18 protein-coding genes and 2 pseudogenes are annotated in these 18,950 nt (G+C 64.7%); 10 read left to right on the plus strand and 10 right to left on the minus strand.

Annotated features, from left to right (window positions below; all coding sequences use genetic code 11):
- The 5 genes and pseudogenes from AC628_RS09615 to AC628_RS42715 form a co-directional block, all read left to right on the plus strand.
- Positions 1 to 491, plus strand: a pseudogene (locus AC628_RS09615) (helicase-related protein); the annotation flags it as partial.
- Positions 492 to 524: 33 nt separating this feature from the next.
- Positions 525 to 809 carry an RNA-binding S4 domain-containing protein gene (locus tag AC628_RS09620; protein WP_074126619.1) on the plus strand — a complete coding sequence of 95 codons (285 nt, stop codon included), beginning with the start codon at positions 525 to 527 and terminating at the stop codon, positions 807 to 809.
- Positions 810 to 1,004: 195 nt separating this feature from the next.
- Positions 1,005 to 1,343: a ferredoxin FdxA gene (gene fdxA / locus AC628_RS09625; protein WP_016844914.1), complete on the plus strand. Its 339-nt coding sequence runs from the start codon at positions 1,005 to 1,007 to the stop codon at positions 1,341 to 1,343.
- Positions 1,344 to 1,763: 420 nt separating this feature from the next.
- Entirely contained in the window at positions 1,764 to 2,558 is a 795-nt protein-coding gene (locus AC628_RS09630; RefSeq protein WP_168193341.1) for a CarD family transcriptional regulator, read from the plus strand.
- A 192-nt stretch (positions 2,559 to 2,750) separates the two neighbouring features.
- Positions 2,751 to 2,990 (plus strand): hypothetical protein, encoded by a 240-nt coding sequence (locus tag AC628_RS42715; RefSeq protein WP_143201516.1) that lies wholly within the window; start codon positions 2,751 to 2,753, stop codon positions 2,988 to 2,990.
- Between the two features lie 309 nt (positions 2,991 to 3,299).
- Here the strand turns inward: AC628_RS42715 and AC628_RS09640 are convergent, their stop codons facing one another.
- From AC628_RS09640 to cyoA, 7 genes are read right to left on the minus strand one after another with little or no spacing between them, the layout of a single operon-like run.
- Positions 3,300 to 3,836, minus strand: coding sequence for a response regulator transcription factor (locus tag AC628_RS09640; RefSeq protein ID WP_074126621.1), 537 nt, complete (start codon positions 3,834 to 3,836; stop codon positions 3,300 to 3,302).
- Positions 3,826 to 5,211 (minus strand): ATP-binding protein, encoded by a 1,386-nt coding sequence (locus AC628_RS09645; RefSeq protein ID WP_074126622.1) that lies wholly within the window; start codon positions 5,209 to 5,211, stop codon positions 3,826 to 3,828. The genes AC628_RS09640 and AC628_RS09645 overlap by 11 nt, the downstream gene beginning before the upstream one ends.
- The gene (locus AC628_RS09650; RefSeq protein ID WP_245321114.1) at positions 5,183 to 6,013 is read right to left on the minus strand and encodes an SURF1 family protein; all 831 of its coding nucleotides are present in this window, start codon (positions 6,011 to 6,013) and stop codon (positions 5,183 to 5,185) included. Before AC628_RS09650 ends, AC628_RS09645 begins: the two co-directional genes overlap by 29 nt.
- A gap of 2 nt (positions 6,014 to 6,015) precedes the next feature.
- Positions 6,016 to 6,417: a cytochrome o ubiquinol oxidase subunit IV gene (cyoD, locus tag AC628_RS09655; RefSeq protein ID WP_074126623.1), complete on the minus strand. Its 402-nt coding sequence runs from the start codon at positions 6,415 to 6,417 to the stop codon at positions 6,016 to 6,018.
- The gene (gene cyoC, locus AC628_RS09660; protein ID WP_074126624.1) at positions 6,414 to 7,049 is read right to left on the minus strand and encodes a cytochrome o ubiquinol oxidase subunit III; all 636 of its coding nucleotides are present in this window, start codon (positions 7,047 to 7,049) and stop codon (positions 6,414 to 6,416) included. The genes cyoD and cyoC overlap by 4 nt, the downstream gene beginning before the upstream one ends.
- Positions 7,046 to 9,049, minus strand: coding sequence for a cytochrome o ubiquinol oxidase subunit I (cyoB, locus tag AC628_RS09665; RefSeq protein ID WP_074126625.1), 2,004 nt, complete (start codon positions 9,047 to 9,049; stop codon positions 7,046 to 7,048). The genes cyoC and cyoB overlap by 4 nt, the downstream gene beginning before the upstream one ends.
- A 10-nt stretch (positions 9,050 to 9,059) precedes the next feature.
- Positions 9,060 to 10,220, minus strand: a complete 1,161-nt coding sequence (gene cyoA, locus AC628_RS09670) for a ubiquinol oxidase subunit II (RefSeq protein ID WP_074126626.1) — start codon at positions 10,218 to 10,220, stop codon at positions 9,060 to 9,062.
- 243 nt (positions 10,221 to 10,463) lie between these two features.
- Between cyoA and AC628_RS09675 the strand changes: the two genes are divergently transcribed.
- Entirely contained in the window at positions 10,464 to 11,753 is a 1,290-nt protein-coding gene (locus tag AC628_RS09675; protein ID WP_074126627.1) for an MFS transporter, read from the plus strand.
- Between the two features lie 118 nt (positions 11,754 to 11,871).
- Here the strand turns inward: AC628_RS09675 and AC628_RS09680 are convergent, their stop codons facing one another.
- Positions 11,872 to 12,636, minus strand: coding sequence for a transporter (locus AC628_RS09680; RefSeq protein ID WP_245321115.1), 765 nt, complete (start codon positions 12,634 to 12,636; stop codon positions 11,872 to 11,874).
- 278 nt (positions 12,637 to 12,914) lie between these two features.
- Here AC628_RS09680 and AC628_RS09685 point away from each other — a divergent pair, with 278 nt between their 5' ends.
- Positions 12,915 to 13,316: a c-type cytochrome gene (locus AC628_RS09685; protein WP_074126629.1), complete on the plus strand. Its 402-nt coding sequence runs from the start codon at positions 12,915 to 12,917 to the stop codon at positions 13,314 to 13,316.
- Positions 13,317 to 13,485: 169 nt separating this feature from the next.
- Here AC628_RS09685 and AC628_RS09690 read toward each other — a convergent pair whose 3' ends face one another.
- Together AC628_RS09690 and AC628_RS09695 are read right to left on the minus strand one after the other, a co-directional pair.
- Positions 13,486 to 14,979 carry a M48 family metalloprotease gene (locus AC628_RS09690; protein ID WP_074126630.1) on the minus strand — a complete coding sequence of 498 codons (1,494 nt, stop codon included), beginning with the start codon at positions 14,977 to 14,979 and terminating at the stop codon, positions 13,486 to 13,488.
- A 57-nt stretch (positions 14,980 to 15,036) separates the two neighbouring features.
- A pseudogene (locus AC628_RS09695) lies at positions 15,037 to 15,803 on the minus strand (thermonuclease family protein).
- Between the two features lie 171 nt (positions 15,804 to 15,974).
- Here AC628_RS09695 and AC628_RS09700 point away from each other — a divergent pair.
- The 3 genes from AC628_RS09700 (at position 15,975) to AC628_RS09710 (ending at position 18,898) form a co-directional block, all read left to right on the plus strand.
- Positions 15,975 to 17,180 carry an ABC transporter substrate-binding protein gene (locus tag AC628_RS09700; RefSeq protein WP_074126631.1) on the plus strand — a complete coding sequence of 402 codons (1,206 nt, stop codon included), beginning with the start codon at positions 15,975 to 15,977 and terminating at the stop codon, positions 17,178 to 17,180.
- 152 nt (positions 17,181 to 17,332) lie between these two features.
- Positions 17,333 to 18,127, plus strand: coding sequence for an enoyl-CoA hydratase (locus tag AC628_RS09705; protein WP_074126632.1), 795 nt, complete (start codon positions 17,333 to 17,335; stop codon positions 18,125 to 18,127).
- A gap of 15 nt (positions 18,128 to 18,142) precedes the next feature.
- Positions 18,143 to 18,898 (plus strand): VOC family protein, encoded by a 756-nt coding sequence (locus AC628_RS09710; protein ID WP_074126633.1) that lies wholly within the window; start codon positions 18,143 to 18,145, stop codon positions 18,896 to 18,898.
- Positions 18,899 to 18,950 lie beyond the last annotated feature (52 nt).

Raw genomic sequence — 18,950 nt, forward strand, 5'->3', positions numbered from 1 at the left:
CACCAGGCAAGCCCGCCGAGGGCGCGCAGGCCGCGGAAGGCGGCGGCGAGGGCGAGAAGCGCGAGCATCATCGCCGTCCGCGCCGCCACCAGGATTTCCGCACGCCGCGTCCCGGCGCGCCGGCCGATGCGACCGCTGCCGCAGCCGCGCCTGCCGACGGCGCACCGGCGCGTGACAATCGCCAGGATAATCGTGACGACCGCGGTCAGCGCCGCGAGCGCTTCGAGGGCAAGGGCCGCGATCGCGACAACAACGAGCGTCGTCGCGACAACAAGTTCGGCGGTGGCGGCGATCGCAAGGGCGAGCGCGGTGACCGTGACCGTGGTGGCCGCGATTTCGGCAAGGGCGGTCGCGACAAGCGCGAGAGCGGTCCGTCGCACCGGCCTTATGCCTCGAGCGCACCGCGCGAGCGCGACCGTCCGATCGATCCGAATTCGCCATTCGCCAAGCTCGCTGCCCTGAAGGAGCAGCTCGCCGGCCGGAAGGAATAGTCCAACCCTTGGTCTGAAGCTTGGTCTAGTTTCTTGGATCGACAGCGGCTCGACAAATGGCTGTGGCACGCGCGGGTGGTGAAGGCTCGCACCAGCGCGGCCGAGCTCGTCGCATCAGGTCATGTCCGCCTCAATGGCACGCGCGAGAAATCGCCGGGCCATGCGGTGAAGGTGGGCGATGTGGTCACCGTCGCGCTCGACAACAGCGTCCGGGTGCTCAAGGTGATCGGCTTTGCCGAACGGCGCGGCGACGCCGGTTCGGCGCGCGAGCTGTACGAGGATTTGCAGGCCGGCAATTTGCAAGCCGGCAAGGAGTAATTATCTCACGTCTGTTATTTCGGCCGGAGCATGATCCGGACGTGTGGGCCGGACTGGCGATAGGATCGTGCTCCCAACAAAACCGGCTGGCAGGGTCGCCAGAACGCAGGTGTTTTTCGGGGCCGGCTTCCCTTGCGGCTCCGGTATTCCTGCGCTACGCAACCCCAGAAAAAGTGGATCGTTTCGGAGTTTTGGATGACCTACGTCGTCACTGAAGCCTGCATCAAGTGCAAATATACCGACTGCGTCGAGGTCTGCCCCGTCGATTGCTTCTACGAGGGCGAGAACATGCTGGTCATCCATCCGGACGAATGCATCGATTGCGGCGTGTGCGAGCCGGAATGCCCGGCGGACGCCATCAAGCCGGATACCGAGCCGGGCCTGGAAAAGTGGCTCGAGGTCAACCGCGACTACGCCAAGAGCTGGCCGAACATCACCCAGAAGAAGGACTCGCCCGAGGACGCCAAGGAGTGGGAAGGCAAGGAAGGCAAGTTCGAGAAATATTTTTCTCCGAATCCGGGCAGCGGCGACTGATTCGTCAGCAGTTATCGGGACTACCCCGATAAGGCGGGACTCCGGCCCGTCGCGGCCCGCCGTTCGGCCGCCGATTTAACCCTAATGACGGACATATGACCTGAGCGGCCCCCGTTATGCCCGGAATCGGGCGTAAACCATTGATTTTTGCGGAAAATGTGCTATATTGAGCACATTACAGGCCAAGAACCCCTGCCATGCGTACCTTGTGGCTTCGAGGTTCCCGCAACAATCGAACAGGGGCGTGGCAGTTTCCACGCGCAGGCTGTGTCACAGAAAACGCGTAAAAAGAGTGCTTCAAAGACGACGAAAAAAGCCGCTGTCGTTGCTCGCAGCGCAACCAAGGGCCGTGCCAAGGCGTCCGTGAAGGGTGCGAAGAAGGCGGCGGCTGCAAAGTCCTCAAAGAACAAAAGAAGCGTGATGCCAGAAAAGACTGCCAAGACTGCCGCGAAAGTGGCAGCTGCGAAGCCCGCTGCTGCGAAGGTCGCCCCCAAGACTGCTGCTGCGCCGAAGCCGGCCGCCCCGAAGGCTGCCGTCCCCGCCGCTGCTCCGAAGGTTGCCGCCAAGCCGGCCGCTGCGCCGCGCGTCGAAGAGCCGAAGAAGGTCGTGACCCAGCGCCAGGGCTTCAAGGCCAACGAATTCGTCGTCTATCCCGCTCACGGCGTCGGCCAGATCCTGGCGATCGAGGAGCAGGAGATCGCGGGCGCCAAGCTCGAGCTGTTCGTGATCAATTTCATGAAGGACAAGATGACGCTGCGCGTCCCGACGGCGAAGGTCGCCAATGTCGGCATGCGCAAGCTGTCGGAGCCGGCGCTGGTCAAGAAGGCGCTGGAGACGCTGAAGGGCCGCGCCCGCGTCAAGCGCACCATGTGGTCGCGCCGCGCCCAGGAATACGAAGCGAAGATCAACTCGGGCGACATCGTCGCGATCGCCGAGGTGGTCCGCGATCTCTATCGTTCGGAATCGCAGCCCGAGCAGTCCTACTCCGAACGCCAGCTCTATGAAGCGGCGCTCGACCGTCTGTCGCGCGAAATCGCTGTGGTGCAGCACTCGACCGAGACCGAGGCGATCAAGGAGATCGAAGGCCAGCTCGCCAAGAGCCCGCGCCGCGGCGCCAAGGCCGAATCCGCTGAAGGCGACGCCGAGGGCGATGCCGACGGTGAGGATCTCGACAACGACGGCGACGACACCGCCGTCGAGGACGAAGCCGCCTGAAAGGGTTCGACCGATTGAAAACAAAAGCCCGGTCGCAAGACCGGGCTTTTTGTTTTGGTATGGCAGCCAGCTGATGAGATGCTTCGATTCACGTCAGCGATCGCCTCTGATCTTGTGTCGGTGGCCATGGATATGAGCGACACCGCGGCATTGATCGATTAGCGAGAGGCAAAACCAAGGAAGCGTGGCACCATGCTCCGTATTCAAACAAGCTTCCAAGACACGCCCGGCGGCGGCTACTATTTCGTACTTCTCTATGAAGGCCGAAATCTGAGCGATCAAATCCATGACCTCGGCTTGAAGGATGGTGATACGGTTCTGCTTTGGGAGCCGGATTGCGGTGGCTACACCGTCGAGGCGAAGCTTTTGTTCAACTACCGCCATTCGATGACGAGTGAAGCCAGACTTTGGGCTAGGGAAATTTCAAGCTGACGCTTCTCCCAAAAAATGGGGCGATCTGAAATGGCGCGTCGGATGCGTAGCCCGGATGGAGCGAAGCGAAATCCGGGGCCGCTCGATCCGCGGAGAGGCCGATCCCGGATTACGCTTCGCTTCATCCGGGCTACGCACCCTCTTTCCCGTCATCCTGAGGTGCGAGCAGAGCGAGCCTCGAAGGATGCACGGCCCGGATGTATCAGGTGCATGCGGAGCCAGCGGGGCCGTCGCTCTTCGAGACGCGCTGCGCGCTCCTCAGGGTGACGGTGAGAGACTTTCGTATCGCTGCTGCCAATGATTGTCGCCTCACTTCACCCGCTGCTTCTCGAGTTTCCGCGCCAATGTCCGGCGATGCATGCCGAGGCGGCGGGCGGCTTCGGAGATGTTGAAGTCGGTCTCGATCAGGGTCTGGTGGATGCGTTCCCATTCCAGCGTCTTGATCGAGGTCGGCCGCGCGCCGACCTCGATGGCGGCGTTGCCTTGCGCTTTAAGGAATGCGGCCTCGATGTCGTCGGTGTTCGACGGCTTGGCGAGATAGTGGCAGGCGCCGAGCTTGATGGCCTCGACGGCGGTCGCGATGCTGGCAAAGCCGGTCAGCACCACGATCAGCATCTCGGGGTCATGCGCGTGCAGCGCCTCGACGCAGGCAAGGCCCGACGCGCCGCCGGCGAGCTTGAGGTCGACCACCGCATAGCCCGGCGATTGCTGCTCGAGCAGCTCGCGGACCTCGTCGAGCGAGGCCGACACCGCGACGCCGTAGCCGCGGCGTTCGAACGAGCGCTTCAGGGTGCGGGCAAAGCCTGAATCGTCCTCGACGATCAGAAGCTGGCGTTCATCCGTCAAGATGGTCTCCGATCGCGAGCGTCGACAGCGGCAGCTCGAGCCTGACCGCGGCGCCGATGTCCGGCCGGTTGCGCGCCGTCACCACGCCGCCGAGCTTGCGCACGACATTGACGACCAGGAACAGGCCGAGGCCGCTGCCGGGGCTGCCCTTGGTGGACTGATACGGCTTGCCGATATGCGCCAGCATCTCGCGCGAGAAGCCCGGGCCGCGATCGGTCACCGACAGCAGCAGCGTGTCGGCATTGCGCTCGGCCATCAGCTCGATCCAGTCGCGCGAGACCTCGGCGGCATTGTCGAGCACGTTGAAGATCGCCTGCTTGAGCGCGATGTCGGAGACGATCGCAAGGTCAGTGCCGAAGGCGTTGCGGAAATACAGCGTGGCCGACGGCCGCGTGGTCCGCCATTCCTCGACCAGCGCGGTCAGGAACGCCGCCACCGTGGTCGGCGACGAGCCTTCGCCGCGAGCCTCACCGGCCGACAGCAGAATGCCCGTCACGATCGACTTGCAGCGCTGCACCGAGATCTCCATCTCGCCGAGGTCCTGCGACAATTCGGGATCGGAGGCGAGCGCGGGCATCCGGCGCCAGTCGCCCAGGATGACCGAGAGCGAGGCGAGCGGCGTGCCGAGCTCGTGCGCGGCGCCGGAGGCCAAGAGGCCGATCCGGACGATATGGTCCTGCTCGGCGGCGTGCTGGCGCAGCGCCGCGAGGCGCAGGTCGCGGTCGCGCAGATTGCGGTTGATCCGGGTCATGAACACCACGAGCAGCACGGCGTCGAGCACGAGGCCGATGAAGGTGCCGGCGATGTAGAGATTGAAGGCGTCGGCAAAGCCTTGCTGCGGCAGCTCCAGCGGGCGGTAATAGCTGGTCAGCCAGGCGAAGTTCATGCAGACCAGCGCCACCAGCGACCAGGTCGATGGCGCATCGAGCAGCACCGCGCCAAGCGTCACCTGGAGCAGATAGAGCGAGGTGAAGGGATTGGTGGCGCCGCCGCTGAGATAGAGCAGGGCGGTCAGCGCCGCGACGTCGAGCGCCAGCGCGACCAGCAGCTCGCGGTTGTTGATGTCGGCGCGATAGCGCAGCCACAAGAGGCTGACGACATTGAGTGCCACCAGCCCCGAGATCACGGCCGCCAAAGGCAGCAGCGGTAGGCTGACGCCCATCCAGAACTGCACGAAGCCGATGGTGACGATCTGGCCGATCACGGCGATCCAGCGGAGCTGGACCAGCAGGGCCATGTTCTTGCGATTGGTCGCGATGTCGGCGGGCGCTGCGAGATCGTACGGCATGCCGGCGGCCGCGCTCACGGCGGACGGCATCACGGCCGTGCCGGTCGCGGCATTCTCCTCATGCAGATCCGATGTGCGCTCGAGCATCTGGGCCTGTGTCGCGAGACAGATTGCGGGCTGCGCCGATCAGGCGGCGCACGGCGGCGCGCCTTGAACTCCACCTTGGATCGGAGGCGCCGGCGCGGCTCCTGCCGCTGACTATGCGCAGGAGCGCGCCCGCCAGCATAAGGGCCAGCGCGAACCATGTCAGCGCGTAAATCAGGTGGTTGTTCGGAAAGCGCACGATCGTGAGCCCGCCGACCGGGGTACCACCCCGATTCGGGGTCGCATCGGCGTCGATGAAGAACGGAGCCACCTGCGACAATCCGTGCACGGCCGCGATCGCGGCGACGTCGCGGGAGTACCAGCGGCCGGCCGAAGCGTCGTTGCTGCGCAGGAAGCCACCCTTCGGTTCGGACATCCGCAACAGCCCGGTGACGCTGACCGGGCCTTGCGGGTTACCGTCGCGCCGGGTCGCGCGATCGCGCCGGTCAGGCGGAACAAAGCCGCGATTGATCAGCACAGTGGTTCCGTCGGCCATGCGCAGCGGCGTCAGCACCCAGAAGCCGGGACCTTCGTTCGTCACCGCCTGCACCAGCGTCTCGTCGGCGTTCAGGAAGGTGCCGTCGACGGTGACGCGGCGGTATTCGTCGCTCGCGGCTGTGACTTCAGGCCATGATGAGGGCGGCGGCGGCGCGACCGGTGCCGCATGCATGCGCTGCTCGACCCGTTCGATCAGCGCCAGCTTCCAGGCCCTGCGTTCGACCTGCCAGACGCCGAGCGCGCTCAGCAGCACCACGCCCAGCATGCCGAGCGTGAGCAGCACAAGCGAGGGTCTGGCAGGCCGCATCGTCACGGCATCTGGCTCATGTCGTGCATCGGCATCATGTTGATGTTGAGATGATGCATGACCCACAGCGAGCCGGTCAGCGCGATCACCACCATGACCACGGTGAAGATCATCGCCATCATGGTCCAGCCGTTCTCGGACCGGGTGTTCATGTGCAGGAAGTACACCATGTGCACGACGATCTGCACCGCGGCGAGCACCAGCACGATCAGTGCGGTGACCGCCTTGTCGGCGATGGTTCCCGTCATCACCAGCCAGAACGGCACCGCGGTGAGGATCACCGAGAGGCCGAAGCCGATCAGATAGCTCTTCAGCGAGCCGTGGGCGGCGCCGTCATGGTCATCATGGCCGTGACCGCCGTCGGAGTGCAAGATCCGAGCTTCGACGTGAGAGTCTGTTGTCATCGCAGCATTCCCAGGAGGTAGACGAAGGTGAAGACGCCGATCCAGACCACGTCGAGGAAGTGCCAGAACATCGAGAGGCACATCAGCCGGCGCCGGTTGGCCGTGGTGAGGCCGAAGCGCGCGGTCTGCACCATCAGCGTCACCAGCCAGACCAGGCCGAAAGTGACGTGCAGGCCGTGGGTGCCGACCAGCGTGAAGAACGACGACAGGAAGGCGCTGCGCTGCGGCGTCGCGCCCTCATGGATCATGTGGGCGAACTCGGTGAGCTCGATGCCGAGGAAGGCGAGGCCGAACAGTCCGGTGATCGCGAGCCAGAGCTGGGTCTGGCCGATCTTCGACTTCTCCATCGTCAGCATGGCAAAGCCATAGGTGATCGAGGAGAGCAGCAGCATCGTGGTGTTGAGCGCGACCAGCTTGAGGTCGAACAGATCCCTCGGCGCCGGACCGGCGGCATAGTTGCCGCCGAGCACGCCATAGGTCGCGAACAGCATCGCGAAGATCAGGCAGTCGCTCATCAGGTAGATCCAGAAGCCCAGCATGGTGCTGGCGCCTTCCGGATGATCGTGCTCGTCGATGACGTGGAAGATCGGCTCGGAGCCTTGGACGGAGATTCGGGTGGTTGCTACGCTCATGTCTGGGCTCCCGCGGCGAGAACGCGCGTCCGCGCATCTTCGGTCCGCACCACCTCATCCGCCGGGATGTGGAAGTCGCGGTGATAGTTGAAGGTGTGGCCGATCGCGACCGCGAGCAGCGCAACGAAGCTGACGGCGGCGAGCCACCAGATGTACCAGATCAGGCCGAATCCCATCGCCGTCGCCAGGCCGGCGAGGATGATGCCGGTGCCGGTGTTGGACGGCATGTGGATCGGTTTGAAGCCGGTCAGCGGACGCCTGTAGCCGCGACGCTTCATGTCCCACCAGGCGTCGTTGTCGTAGACGACAGGCGTGAACGCGAAGTTGTAGTCCGGCGGCGGCGACGAGGTCGCCCATTCCAGCGTGCGGGCGTTCCAGGGATCGCCGGTGGTGTCCTTCAGCTGCTCGCGGCGCAGGATGCTGACCGCGAACTGCACCAGCATCGCGCCGATGCCGAGCAGGATCAGGAAAGCGCCGAAGCCCGCGATGATGAACCAGATTTGCAGGGACGGATCGTCGAACACGCGGAGCCGTCGCGTCACCCCCATCAGGCCGAGCACGTAGAGCGGCATGAAGGCGAAGTAGAAGCCGACGACCCAGAACCAGAACGACAGCTTGCCCCAGAACGGATCGAGCCTGAAGCCGAACGCCTTCGGGAACCAGTAGTTGATGCCGGCGAACAGGCCGAACAGCACGCCGCCGATGATCACGTTGTGGAAATGCGCGATCAGGAACAGGCTGTTATGCAGCACGAAATCGGCCGGCGGCACCGCGAGCAGCACGCCGGTCATGCCGCCGATCACGAAGGTCAGCATGAACGCCACCGTCCACATCATCGGCAGTTCGAAGCGGATACGGCCGCGATACATCGTGAACAGCCAGTTGAACATCTTCGCGCCCGTCGGGATCGAGATGATCATGGTGGTGATGCCGAAGAACGAGTTCACGCTGGCGCCGGAGCCCATCGTGAAGAAGTGATGCAGCCAGACCAGGTAGGACAGGATGGTGATGACGACCGTGGCGTAGACCATCGAGGTGTAGCCGAACAGCCGCTTGCCGGAGAACGTCGCGGTCACCTCCGAGAAGATGCCGAACGCCGGCAGCACCAGGATGTAGACCTCGGGGTGGCCCCAGATCCAGATCAGGTTCACGTACATCATCGGGTTGCCGCCGAAGTCGTTCGTGAAGAAGTTGGTGCCGACGTAACGGTCGAGCGACAGCAGCGCCAGTACCGCGGTCAGGACCGGGAAGGAGGCGACGATCAGGACGTTGGTGCAGAGCGAGGTCCAGGTGAACACCGGCATCTTCATCATCGTCATGCCCGGCGCGCGCAGCTTGACGATGGTGCAGATCAGGTTGATTCCCGATAGCGTCGTGCCGACGCCGGCGACTTGCAGTCCCCATATGTAATAGTCGACGCCGACGTCAGGACTGTAGCCGATGTTCGACAGCGGCGGGTAGGCGAGCCAGCCGGTGCGGGCGAATTCGCCGACGAACAGCGACATCATCACCAGCACGGCGCCGCCGACCGTCATCCAGAAGCTGAAATTGTTGAGGAACGGGAAGGAGACGTCGCGGGCGCCGATCTGCAGCGGCACCACGTAGTTCATCAGGCCGGTCACCAGCGGCATCGCCACGAAGAAGATCATGATCACGCCGTGGGCGGTGAAGATCTGGTCGTAGTGATGGGCCGGGAGGTAGCCGTCGGAGCCGTTGAAGGCGATCGCCTGCTGCAGGCGCATCATCAGCGCGTCCGCGAAGCCGCGCAGCAGCATCACGATGCCGAGGATCATGTACATGATGCCGATGCGCTTGTGGTCCACGGTGGTGAACCATTCGCGCCACAGATGGGTCCAGAGCCGGAAGTAGGTGACGATGGCGAACAGCGCGAGGCCGCCGGTCGCCACCACCGCGAAAGTGCCGACCAGGATCGGCTCATGCAGCGGCAGCGCTTCCAGATTGAGGCGGCCGAAGATCATCTTGACGAGATCGGGATTCATGCGGTCCTCCTCAGGACTCTGATTTCGGACGCTGGCCGAGCAGCAAGGATGTCGATGACGCGGGCGAGAACGGCGGGCGTTTCAGCCCGAAGCCGCGCAGCGGCGTCAAATCGAGCGGCGCCGTGACCTCGCGCGACGGCGCGTCCTTGATCTCGTCCATCGAGCAGATGCCGGCGACGAAGGTCGGCTCGGTGCCGAGCGGCGCGCCGCGGCGGGCGTATTTGTCGTAGGTGAGCGGCAGCGTGTTGTTGAGGCCTTCGCGGCCGAGGCCGCCCTTGGCGTCGATCGCCATCATCTCGCTCATGCACATCTTGCCGGGCTCGACGCACATGTTGAGGATCGCCTTGTAGAGATCGCGATCGACCGAGCGGTAGAGCCGGACCGGATCGTTCTGGCTCGGACGCTCGAGCTGCAGATAGTCGGTGCGGCCGAGCATGTTGCCGCTCGCTTTGGCGGTGCCGATCCACTTGTCGAAGTCGGCGTTCGACAGGCTCTTGAACTCGAAATGCATGCCGGAGAAGCCGGCGCCGCTGTAATTGGCGGAGAAGCCGCGATAGGCGCCTTCCTTGTTGGAGACCGCGTGCAGCTTTGTCTCCATGCCGGGCATCGCGTAGATCTGGCCGGCAAGCGCTGGGATGTAGAACGAGTTCATCACGGAAGAGGCGGTGATGCGGAAGCGGATCGGGCGGTCGACGGGAGCCGCGAGCTCGTTGACGGCGGCGACGCCGTAATCCGGGTAGATGAACAGCCACTTCCAGTCGAGCGCGACCACCTCGACATTGAGCGGGGCGTCCTTGCTCTCGATCGGCTTGTCGGCGGCGATGCGGCCGAGCGAGCGGTAGGGATCGAGCAGATGGGTGCCCATCCAGGTCAGCGCACCGAGGCAGATGATGATCAGCAGCGGCGCCGACCAGATCACGAGCTCGAGTTGGGTGGAGTGATCCCACTCCGGCTCATAGGCGGCCGCGGTGTTGGACTGGCGGTAGCGCCACGCGAAGAAGACGGTCAGCGCCATCACCGGAAGCACGATGATCAGCATCAGGATGGTGGAGATCACGACGAGGTCGCGCTGCTGGACGGCGACGTCGCCGGCCGGGGCCAGGACGACGAAATCGCATCCGCCGAGAAGCGCCGCGAACGGCAATAAGGCCAATAATTTCAAGGCGCGCACGGCTCACCCCACTTGAATTTTATGAGTTCCGCCAAGGGGTAGCTGCGATGCAGCAAATTTGACATTGGACAATTTGTCCAATGTTGCACTGCGGGATAAGAGGCCAGAAAGTGAGGTGGACTGCGTGGCGAAGAGCCCGTGGCCTCATCTCTTGCTTGAGCATGCGGTTCGGAAAACCGGTCTCCACTTTTCCGGGTTCATGCTCCAAAGGACGGTTCTCCGGCGATGGCACAGGCCCCAGCAATGGCTCACGGCACCCCGACCGCATCGGGTCACGGGCAGGCGAAACCCGGCGAAATCGCCATCGGCGTCATCATCGGACGCACGTCGGAGTTCTTCGATTTCTTCGTCTACGCGATCGCCTCGGTGATCGTGTTCCCGAAGCTGGTGTTCCCGTTCGTCAATGAACTGACCGGCACGCTCTACTCATTCAGCATCTTCGCGCTGGCGTTTGCCGCGCGGCCGCTCGGCACCGTCATCTTCATGGCGGTCGACCGCCGCCACGGCAAGGGCGCCAAGCTCGTCATTGCGCTGTTCCTGCTCGGCACCGCCACCGTCGCGCTCGCCTTCCTGCCGGGCTACGACACGATCGGCGTCGCGGCGATCTGGCTCTTGGCCGCCGCGCGCGTGCTGCAGGGCATCGCCTGGGGCGGTGCGTGGGACGGCCTCGCCTCGCTGCTCGCGATGAATTCGCCGGCCAACAAGCGCGGCTGGTACGCGATGGTGCCGCAGCTCGGCGCGCCGCTCGGGCTGATCGTTGCGAGCGCGCTGTTCGCGTTCTTCGCCGGCAACCTCTCGGCGGATGATTTCTTCGACTGGGGCTGGCGCTATCCGTTCTTCGTCGCCTTCGCCATCAACGTGGTGGCGCTGTTCGCGCGGCTGCGCATGGTGGCGACTGATGAATATTCCGAGCTGTTCGAAAGCCGCGACCTGGAGCCGGCGCGGGTCGGCGAGACGATCGCGCAGGAAGGCCGCCACATCCTGCTCGGCGCCTTCGCGCCGCTGGCGAGCTTTGCCCTGTTCCACATGGTCACGGTGTTTCCGCTGTCCTGGGTGTTCCTGTTCACCAAGGAAAGCCCGGTGCGCTTCCTGATCATCGAGATGATCGGCGCCATGGTCGGCGTGGTCGCGATCATCGCCTCCGGCATGATCGCCGACCGCGTCGGACGCAAGCCGCTGCTGCTGGGCTCGGCGGTTGCGATCGCGGTCTATAGCGGCTTCGCCCCGCAGTTGCTCGATGCCGGTGCGTTCGGCGAAACGGTGTACATGGTGCTCGGCTTCGTGCTGCTCGGCCTGTCGTTCGGCCAGTCGTCGGGCGCGATCGCCTCGAGCTTCGCGCGCAACTATCGCTACACCGCCTCGGCGCTGACCTCGGATTTCGCCTGGCTGTTCGGCGCCGGCTTCGCGCCGCTCGCCGCGCTTTTGCTGGCGACGCATTTCGGCCTGATCTCGGCCGGCGCGTATCTGTTGTCGGGCGCGGTGTGGACGCTGCTGGCGCTGTGGCTGAGCGGCCTGCGCGAAGCCGAAGGTTGATCTCGCGCTTCTCGTCTCTCTTGTAGCCCGGATGGAGCGCAGCGAAATCCGGGGCCGCTTTCACCGCGGATAGTCCTCCCCGGATTGCGCTGCGCTGCATCCGGGCTACGGACCCTCGTTACCGGAACAATCCGTCGACGCGGAACGAATAGCCCAGGCCCACGATGTAGTTCGGCGAGTTGCGGTTGAGCCCGAACGCGACGTGAAGGTCGAACTGCTGAGTCGGCGTGAGCCGGTACATGCCGCCGGAATTGATCAGCTGGATCGGCCGCGTGCCGTCGGGATAGTCGCCGACATATTCGGTGAACACGCTGATCCGCTCGGTCAGCTTCCTCTCGATCACGAACGTTGCTTCCGACATGTGCTGGCCGGTCGGTTCGGCGGGGCGGAAGAATTCCGTGAGCATGCCGCTGACGCCCCAGCCGTCATGCAACTCCCATGACCATGGCAGCTGGATGTAGGGCTGCGCGCCGCGCCCGGCGATGGCAGCCGCCCCCGTCGGCAGCGCGACGCCGGCGGTGATCGACAGGTCGATCTTCCCCGGCAGCGGGCTGATCTGCCATTTGATGGCAGGCGCGACGTCGGAGAAGCCGGAGACGCCGGGCGATCTCACGCTGCCGAACCAGGTCGGCAGGTCGACCAGCACCTCGAGGCAGGGCGCAATCCCGAGCCGCCAGCGGCTGTTGCTGCCGTCGATGCTGCGGCCGACGTCGCGGCCGGTCAGGTTGACGCCGTTCTCGTTCTGCAGGCTCCCGACCGGCACGACGATACTTGAATTGGTGACGTCGGGCCGGTCGGTCGCAATTTCGTCGCTCGGCTTGGGGCAGCCGTCCGCGCGTGCGGCGGTGGTGGCTGCTGCGGCTGTGAGCGCAGCGAGCAGCATGCACGCGAGTCCGGCAAGTCGAGCGACGGCGCCGAGCCGATTGCGAAACACTGGGGATGCTCCAATAGCCCGGCGCCGCTGCGGAGGTGGCAGCTGCGAATTGAGATCGGCGGGGCCGCGCGGATATTCCACGCGGGCGGGAATAAACTTCAGCAGCAACCGCCTTTCTCGGCGATCGATGCGGCTTGCGTCCAGCACAATTGGGAACCAGCGGAATTCCGGGAATAGATCGCCGGTGAGGCTGCTCCTGTTGCGGTGACCAACAGGAGACCCTGGGAATGACCATCCGTTCGATCGCAGGCGTCCTGGCGCCGCGGCACGCCAAAACAGCCGCAATGGCTGCGATCGCGATCCTGCTCGCCCTGAACGGCGCCCGTGCGGCGGGCGATGCCGCGCGCGGCGCCACCCTGTACCGGGGCTGCGGCGATTGCCATTCGATCGAGAAGAACGACGTCGGGCCGATGCATAAGGGTGTCGTCGGCCGGCTCGCCGGCTCGGTCGCGGGCTACGATTACTCGCCGGCGCTGAAGAACTCGAAGATCGTGTGGACCGAGGCCAATCTCGACAAATGGCTGACCGGTCCCGATGCGATGGTTCCGGGCACCAAGATGTTCTACGAGGTTCAGGATCCGAAGGATCGGGCCGACATCATCGCCTTCCTCAAGGAGAAGGCGAAGTAGGGCACCAACCTTCTCCACCCGTCGTCCCGGCGAAGGCCGGGACCCATTACCACCGTAGGTGATTGTTGGAAGCGGCTGGGGCCACAGCGCACTCGAGCAACGCTACCCTGTGGTTATGGGTCCCGGCTTTCGCCGGGACGACAGCCGTGGTGAGGCGACAGCGCGGCCCTCAATCCACCACGATCTTGACGCGGTCGCGCGGCTTCACTTGGGCGTGGGCGTCGAGGCCATTGAGCACGCGGAAGCGCTCGGCCGGATGATCGACGCCGGCCATGCGATGCGACAGCGATTCCACGGTGTCGCCGGGCTGCACGTTGATGACCTTGATGCGCAGCGGGCGCGCGGCCTGGATCTCGTCGAGGGTCAGGCGGCGGAATGAATTGACGGTCTCGCGCGCGTTGCGCTCGCTCTCGGTGGATTTCTGCTTGGCGGCGAAGATGAAACGGTAGACGTCGCTGCCGAAGCGCAGCGCGTAGACCTTGAACTGCCACTGGTCGCCATGCGCGGTGGCCGAGGCCGCCGGAAAGCCGTTGATGTTGAGGTCTTCAGTGGAGGATCTCTCGACGCCTTCCATCCAGCCGGAGTTCAGATAGTCGCCGAGCGTCTGTTCGGCCGGCACCCGCACCACGTCGAAGCGCATCGCCTGGCTGCCGCCTTCGCGCACGCCGATCACAGCCTGCGCGGTGTTGTCGAGCGTGAAATTATCCGGTGCGGTGAAGGTGAAGCCGAGCTTGGGATGCAGGAATCTGCGGCCGCGCACGAAGCCTTCGCTGGGATCCTCGCCATAGACGATGTTGTCGATCGCAGCGAGATAGGTCTCGCGGTCGCGCTCGTTGTTCTCGGGTGACGAATATTGCCGCGCGGTGGTCTGCGCATTGTTGATGCGCTCCGGTGTTGCCGGATGCGACGAGGTGAAGTCCTGCGCGCGCGGATCGAGCGCGGTCTTGCCGATCTTGAGCGCGGCATTGCGCTCCATCGCGGTCAGGAAGCGCGACGCGCCATAGGGATCGAAATGCGCGCGCGCGGCGATCCCGACGCCGATGCCGTCGGCCTCGAACTCCTGCTGCCGCGAGAAGCTCGCCATCGTCAGCTTGGTCTTGGCGAGCGCCAGCGCCGTGAGATCGGGATCGGTGCTCATGTCGGTGACGACGCGCGTCACCACCGCCGCCTGGCGCGCCTGGTCCTCGCGCATCGCAGCGTGCTTGGCCAGCACATGCGCCATCTCGTGGCTCAGCACCGAAGAGAGCTCGGAGGTGTCGCTGGCGAGCGCGATCAGGCCGCGCGTGACGTAGAGCTGACCGGTCGGCAGCGCAAAGGCGTTCACCGCGCCGGAATTGAGGATCGTGACCTTGTAGGCCTGGTCGGGCCGTTCGGAGGCGGCGACCAGCCGCTCGACGGTCTTGCTGATCAGGGCCTCGAGCTTGGGGTCGTCATAGGCGCCGCCATAGGACGACAGGATGCGCTCATGCTCGCGCTCGCTGTTGGGGGTCTGCTGCACCACCCGGTTAGGCTTCACCGGCGCCGCGGCCGCGGTCGGCGTGACCTGCTCGAATCGGCCGACATTGCCGCAGGCCGACAGCGTCAGGGCCGCGCAGACGAGCACAAGCGCTGCCGAAAGGCGGCGGCCAGTCCCATCTTCACGCCGTCCTGCGCGCTCAATCACGTCAAAAACTCACAAATTTTGTCTCGTGAATCGGCCGGGGTGTGGCCAAAGGCCCCCCTAGTTCCCGCCGAGCAGTTCAATCTGCCCCACCCGGAGCAGTTCGATTCGCGGCCCACGTCGTGCTTCCACCCAGCCTCGCACACGAATCCTGCGGTTTTCCAGAGACTTGGGCGCAAGCCCGGCCGCCTCGAACGCAGGGACTATGCGCCTTGAAATAGTCAGAGCAAAGTCCCTAGTCCAGTTCCGGCCGAAATTCAGGTAGGTCGTCGCCCCGCCTGGCGCACGGACAAAACCCTGCCCTCGACCACTGTAAAACGCCCGATCCCGGCCAAAATATCGTCCGGACTTTCGGCGTTTTTTATGACCTTGGCCTCCGCCCAGGTTCCCGATCGGGCCGTCCGCGCCTCGGCCTCCGCCGCCATCAGCGCCGTGGCGCAGTCCTTGTCGGCGATCTCGGACGACACCAGCGCGAGGCCCTGGCGCAGCAGCTCGCTCTGTACGGGCGCCTCACTGCCTTGGAGGAATGCGTAGGCCGGCTGCCGGCCATAGCGGTCCGGCGTGTCGTCCTGTCCGCGCAGCGTTACCTCGCGGCCGACCAATTGCGCCGTCAGCGCTGCCATGGCCTTCGCCCGGTCTGCCACCTCGATGCCGGCGAGCCTGACCTCGCGGCCGTCGTCGAGCCGCAGGCTGCGCGCATCGACGACAGTGGCGACGCGACCTTCGCCCTGAATCTCGAAATTGCATCCAGCGGCCGCGGCCGTGCCGGCGTATGCGAGCAGCGTCACAGCTGTAAGCAGCGCGCTGCGAAGCGTAGGCGGCATCATCCGTATCAACGTTGGCATTGGTTGATCTTCGCACATCTTGGCCATTCCGTTGAGCGGAAAACTCGAGGCCGTTCCGCGGCTTGCCGCTGTGAATGCCATGCGGCATGATCCCGCGCGACAGAAACGGACCGGTCGCGATTGATGCGACGCGAGTGTCTAGGGAGGTTATGGATGAGACGGGTTTTGGCCGGCGTGTTGGCCTGTGTGTTTGCGATCTCGGCGAATGCGTCGCTGGCGCAGGACAAGCCTCCGCTGAAGCTCGGCGGCATCCTCGATATGTCGAGCCTCTATGCCGACATCACCGGCTCCGGCAGCGAAACCGCGGCAAAGATGGCGGCGGAAGACTTTGGCGGCACGGTGCTCGGTCGCAAGATCGAGATCGTGGTCGGCGACCATCTCAACAAGGCCGACCTTTCCGCCAACATCGCCCGCGACATGATCGACAACCAGGGCGTCGAGATGATCTTCGACGTCGCGGCGTCGGCAACGGCGCTCGCCGCGGCCGAGATTGCCAAGGCGCGCGGCAAGATCATCATGTTCAACGGCCCGGGCTCGATCCGTCTCTCCAACGAGGCCTGCGGCCCCTACACCGTGCACTATGTGTTCGACACCTTCGCGCAGGCCAACGTGACCGGCCTTGCCGCGGTGAAGTCCGGCCTCGACACCTGGTTCTTCCTGACCGCGGACTATGCGTTCGGCCAGGATCTGGAGAAGGACACCAGCAATGTCGTGGTGAAGTCGGGCGGCAAGGTGCTCGGCAGCGTGCGCCATCCGATCAATACCTCGGACTTCTCCTCCTTCCTGCTGCAGGCGCAGGCCTCGAAGGCCAAGGTGATCGGGCTCGCCAATGCAGGCGGCGACACCATCAACGCGATCAAGCAGGGCGCCGAGTTCGGCATCACCAAGGGCGGCCAGAAGATCTCGCCGCTGTTGGCTTTCGTGACCGACATCGACAGCGTCGGGCTCGAGACCGCGCAGGGCTTGCTGCTCGCGGAAGCGTTCTATTGGGACCTCAATGACGACACCCGCGCGTTCTCAAAACGCTTCATGGAACGCACCAAGCGGGTGCCGACCTCGGCGCAAGCCGGCGTCTACTCCTCGGTGATGCATTATCTGCAGGCGGTGAAGGCCGCCGGCACCACGGATGCGGCCGCCGTCATGAAGGTGATGAAGGAGACCCCGATCAACGACATGTTCGCCAAGAACGGCCGGATTCGCGAGGACGGCCGCATGGTGCACGACATGTATCTGTTCGAGGTCAAGAAGCCCTCGGAATCGAAAGGCCGCTGGGACGACTACAAGCTGCTCGCGACCGTGCCGGGCGACCAGGCCTTCCAGCCGCTGTCGGAGTCACGCTGCCCGCTGGTCAAAAAATGAAACGGACCGTTCATGCCGTCATTGCGAGGAGCGATAGCGACGAAGCAATCAATCGATCCGCATACGCGGAAGCATGGATTGCTTCGCTTCGCTCGCAATGACGGCTTGGACAAACTTCGCGTTCAACCAACAACAACGAAAGGCAAAATGCCATGAGCGACAATCAGATGGTTCTCCAATCCCTCGACAAGGGCCTGCTCACCATCACCATGAACCGTCCGGATCGGCGCAATGCGCTCAATCCCGACATGACGCGCGGCCTTGTCGAGGCGGCGCGGCGGGCGCAGGACGATACCGAGGTGCGTGCGGTGCTGATCCGGGGTGCCGGCGGCACCTTCTGCGTCGGCGGTGACGTCAAGTCGATGGCCGAAGGCCGCGCGCCGCTGCCGTTCGAGGCCAAGATGGCCAATCTGCGCCGCGGCATGGAGGTCTCGCGCATCCTGCACACGATGCCGAAGCCCGTGGTGGCGCAGCTCGACGGTGCGGCGGCCGGCGCCGGTCTCTCGATCGCGCTGTCCTGCGATCTCCGCGTCGCCAGCGCCTCCTGCAAGATCACGACAGCTTTTGCCAAGGTCGGCTTCTCCGGCGACTACGGCGGTACCTATTTCCTGACCAAGATGCTCGGCAGTGCCAAGGCGCGCGAGCTCTACATGATGTCGCCGGTGCTGTCGGCGCAGGAGGCCTACCACCTCGGCATGGTCTCCAAGGTGGTACCCGATGCCGATGTCGAGACCGAGACGCTGGAGCTCGCGCGCTCGCTGGCGCAGGGACCGTCGGTGGCGCTCGGCTACATCAAACGCAACATCAACAATGCCGAGACCATGACGTTAGAGGCCTGCTTCGACGGCGAGGCGATCCACCACACCCGTGCCGGCGAGACCACCGACCACAAGGAAGCGGCGAAGGCGTTCGTCGAGAAGCGCAAGCCCACCTTCCAGGGTCAGTAACCCGTGACCAATCACATGGCCGATTACATGCGGCTGCGCCAGATCTGCCTGGTGGCGCCGCAGCTCAAGCCCGTGATCGCGGATATCTCCGCGATCATGGGCCTCGACGTCTGCTATCGCGACGGCAATGTCGCCAAATACGGGCTGGAGAACGCGCTGCTGCCGGTCGATACCATCCTGGTGGAAGTCGTTGCGCCGTTCCAGCCGGGGCCGGGCACGGCGGCCGGCCGCTTCATTGAGAAGACCGGCGGCCGCGGCGGCTATATGGCGATCTTCTGCTGCGAGGATCCCGACGCGCGCGGCGCGGAAGCCAATGCGATGGGCGTGCGCACCGCCAACGTGATCACGCATGCGCCCTATCACGGCGTGCAACTGCATCCGCGCGACTGCCGCGCCGCCTTCATCGAGTTCAACCACACCGACGGCAGCGACGACATCCTGGGACCGTACCCGCCGGCCGGCCCCGACTGGCAGAAGTCGATCCGCAAGGACACGACTTTGGCGCTGACCGAGGTCGAGATGCAGAGCCCCGAGCCCGAGGCGCTAGCGGCGCATTGGGGGAAGATCGTCGGCACTCCCGCCGATGGTACCACGGTGAAGCTGCCCAACAGCATCTTCCGATTCGTCAAGGGCAGTAGCGAGATCATGAGCGGTTTGACGTTCAGGGTCGCGGACAAGGCCAAGGTGCTGGCGGCCGCAAGAGCTAGGGGCTGCGCGGTTGCTGGCGATGAGTTCCTGCTTTGCGGTGTGACGTTCAAGCTGGTGGCGTAGCTTTCGTAGCCCGGATGGAGCGAAGCGAAATCCGGGGCAGCGCTCCGTGGAC

The sequence above is a fragment of the Bradyrhizobium sp. NAS96.2 genome (assembly GCF_001908235.1).
Classification (GTDB): Bacteria; Pseudomonadota; Alphaproteobacteria; order Rhizobiales; family Xanthobacteraceae; genus Bradyrhizobium.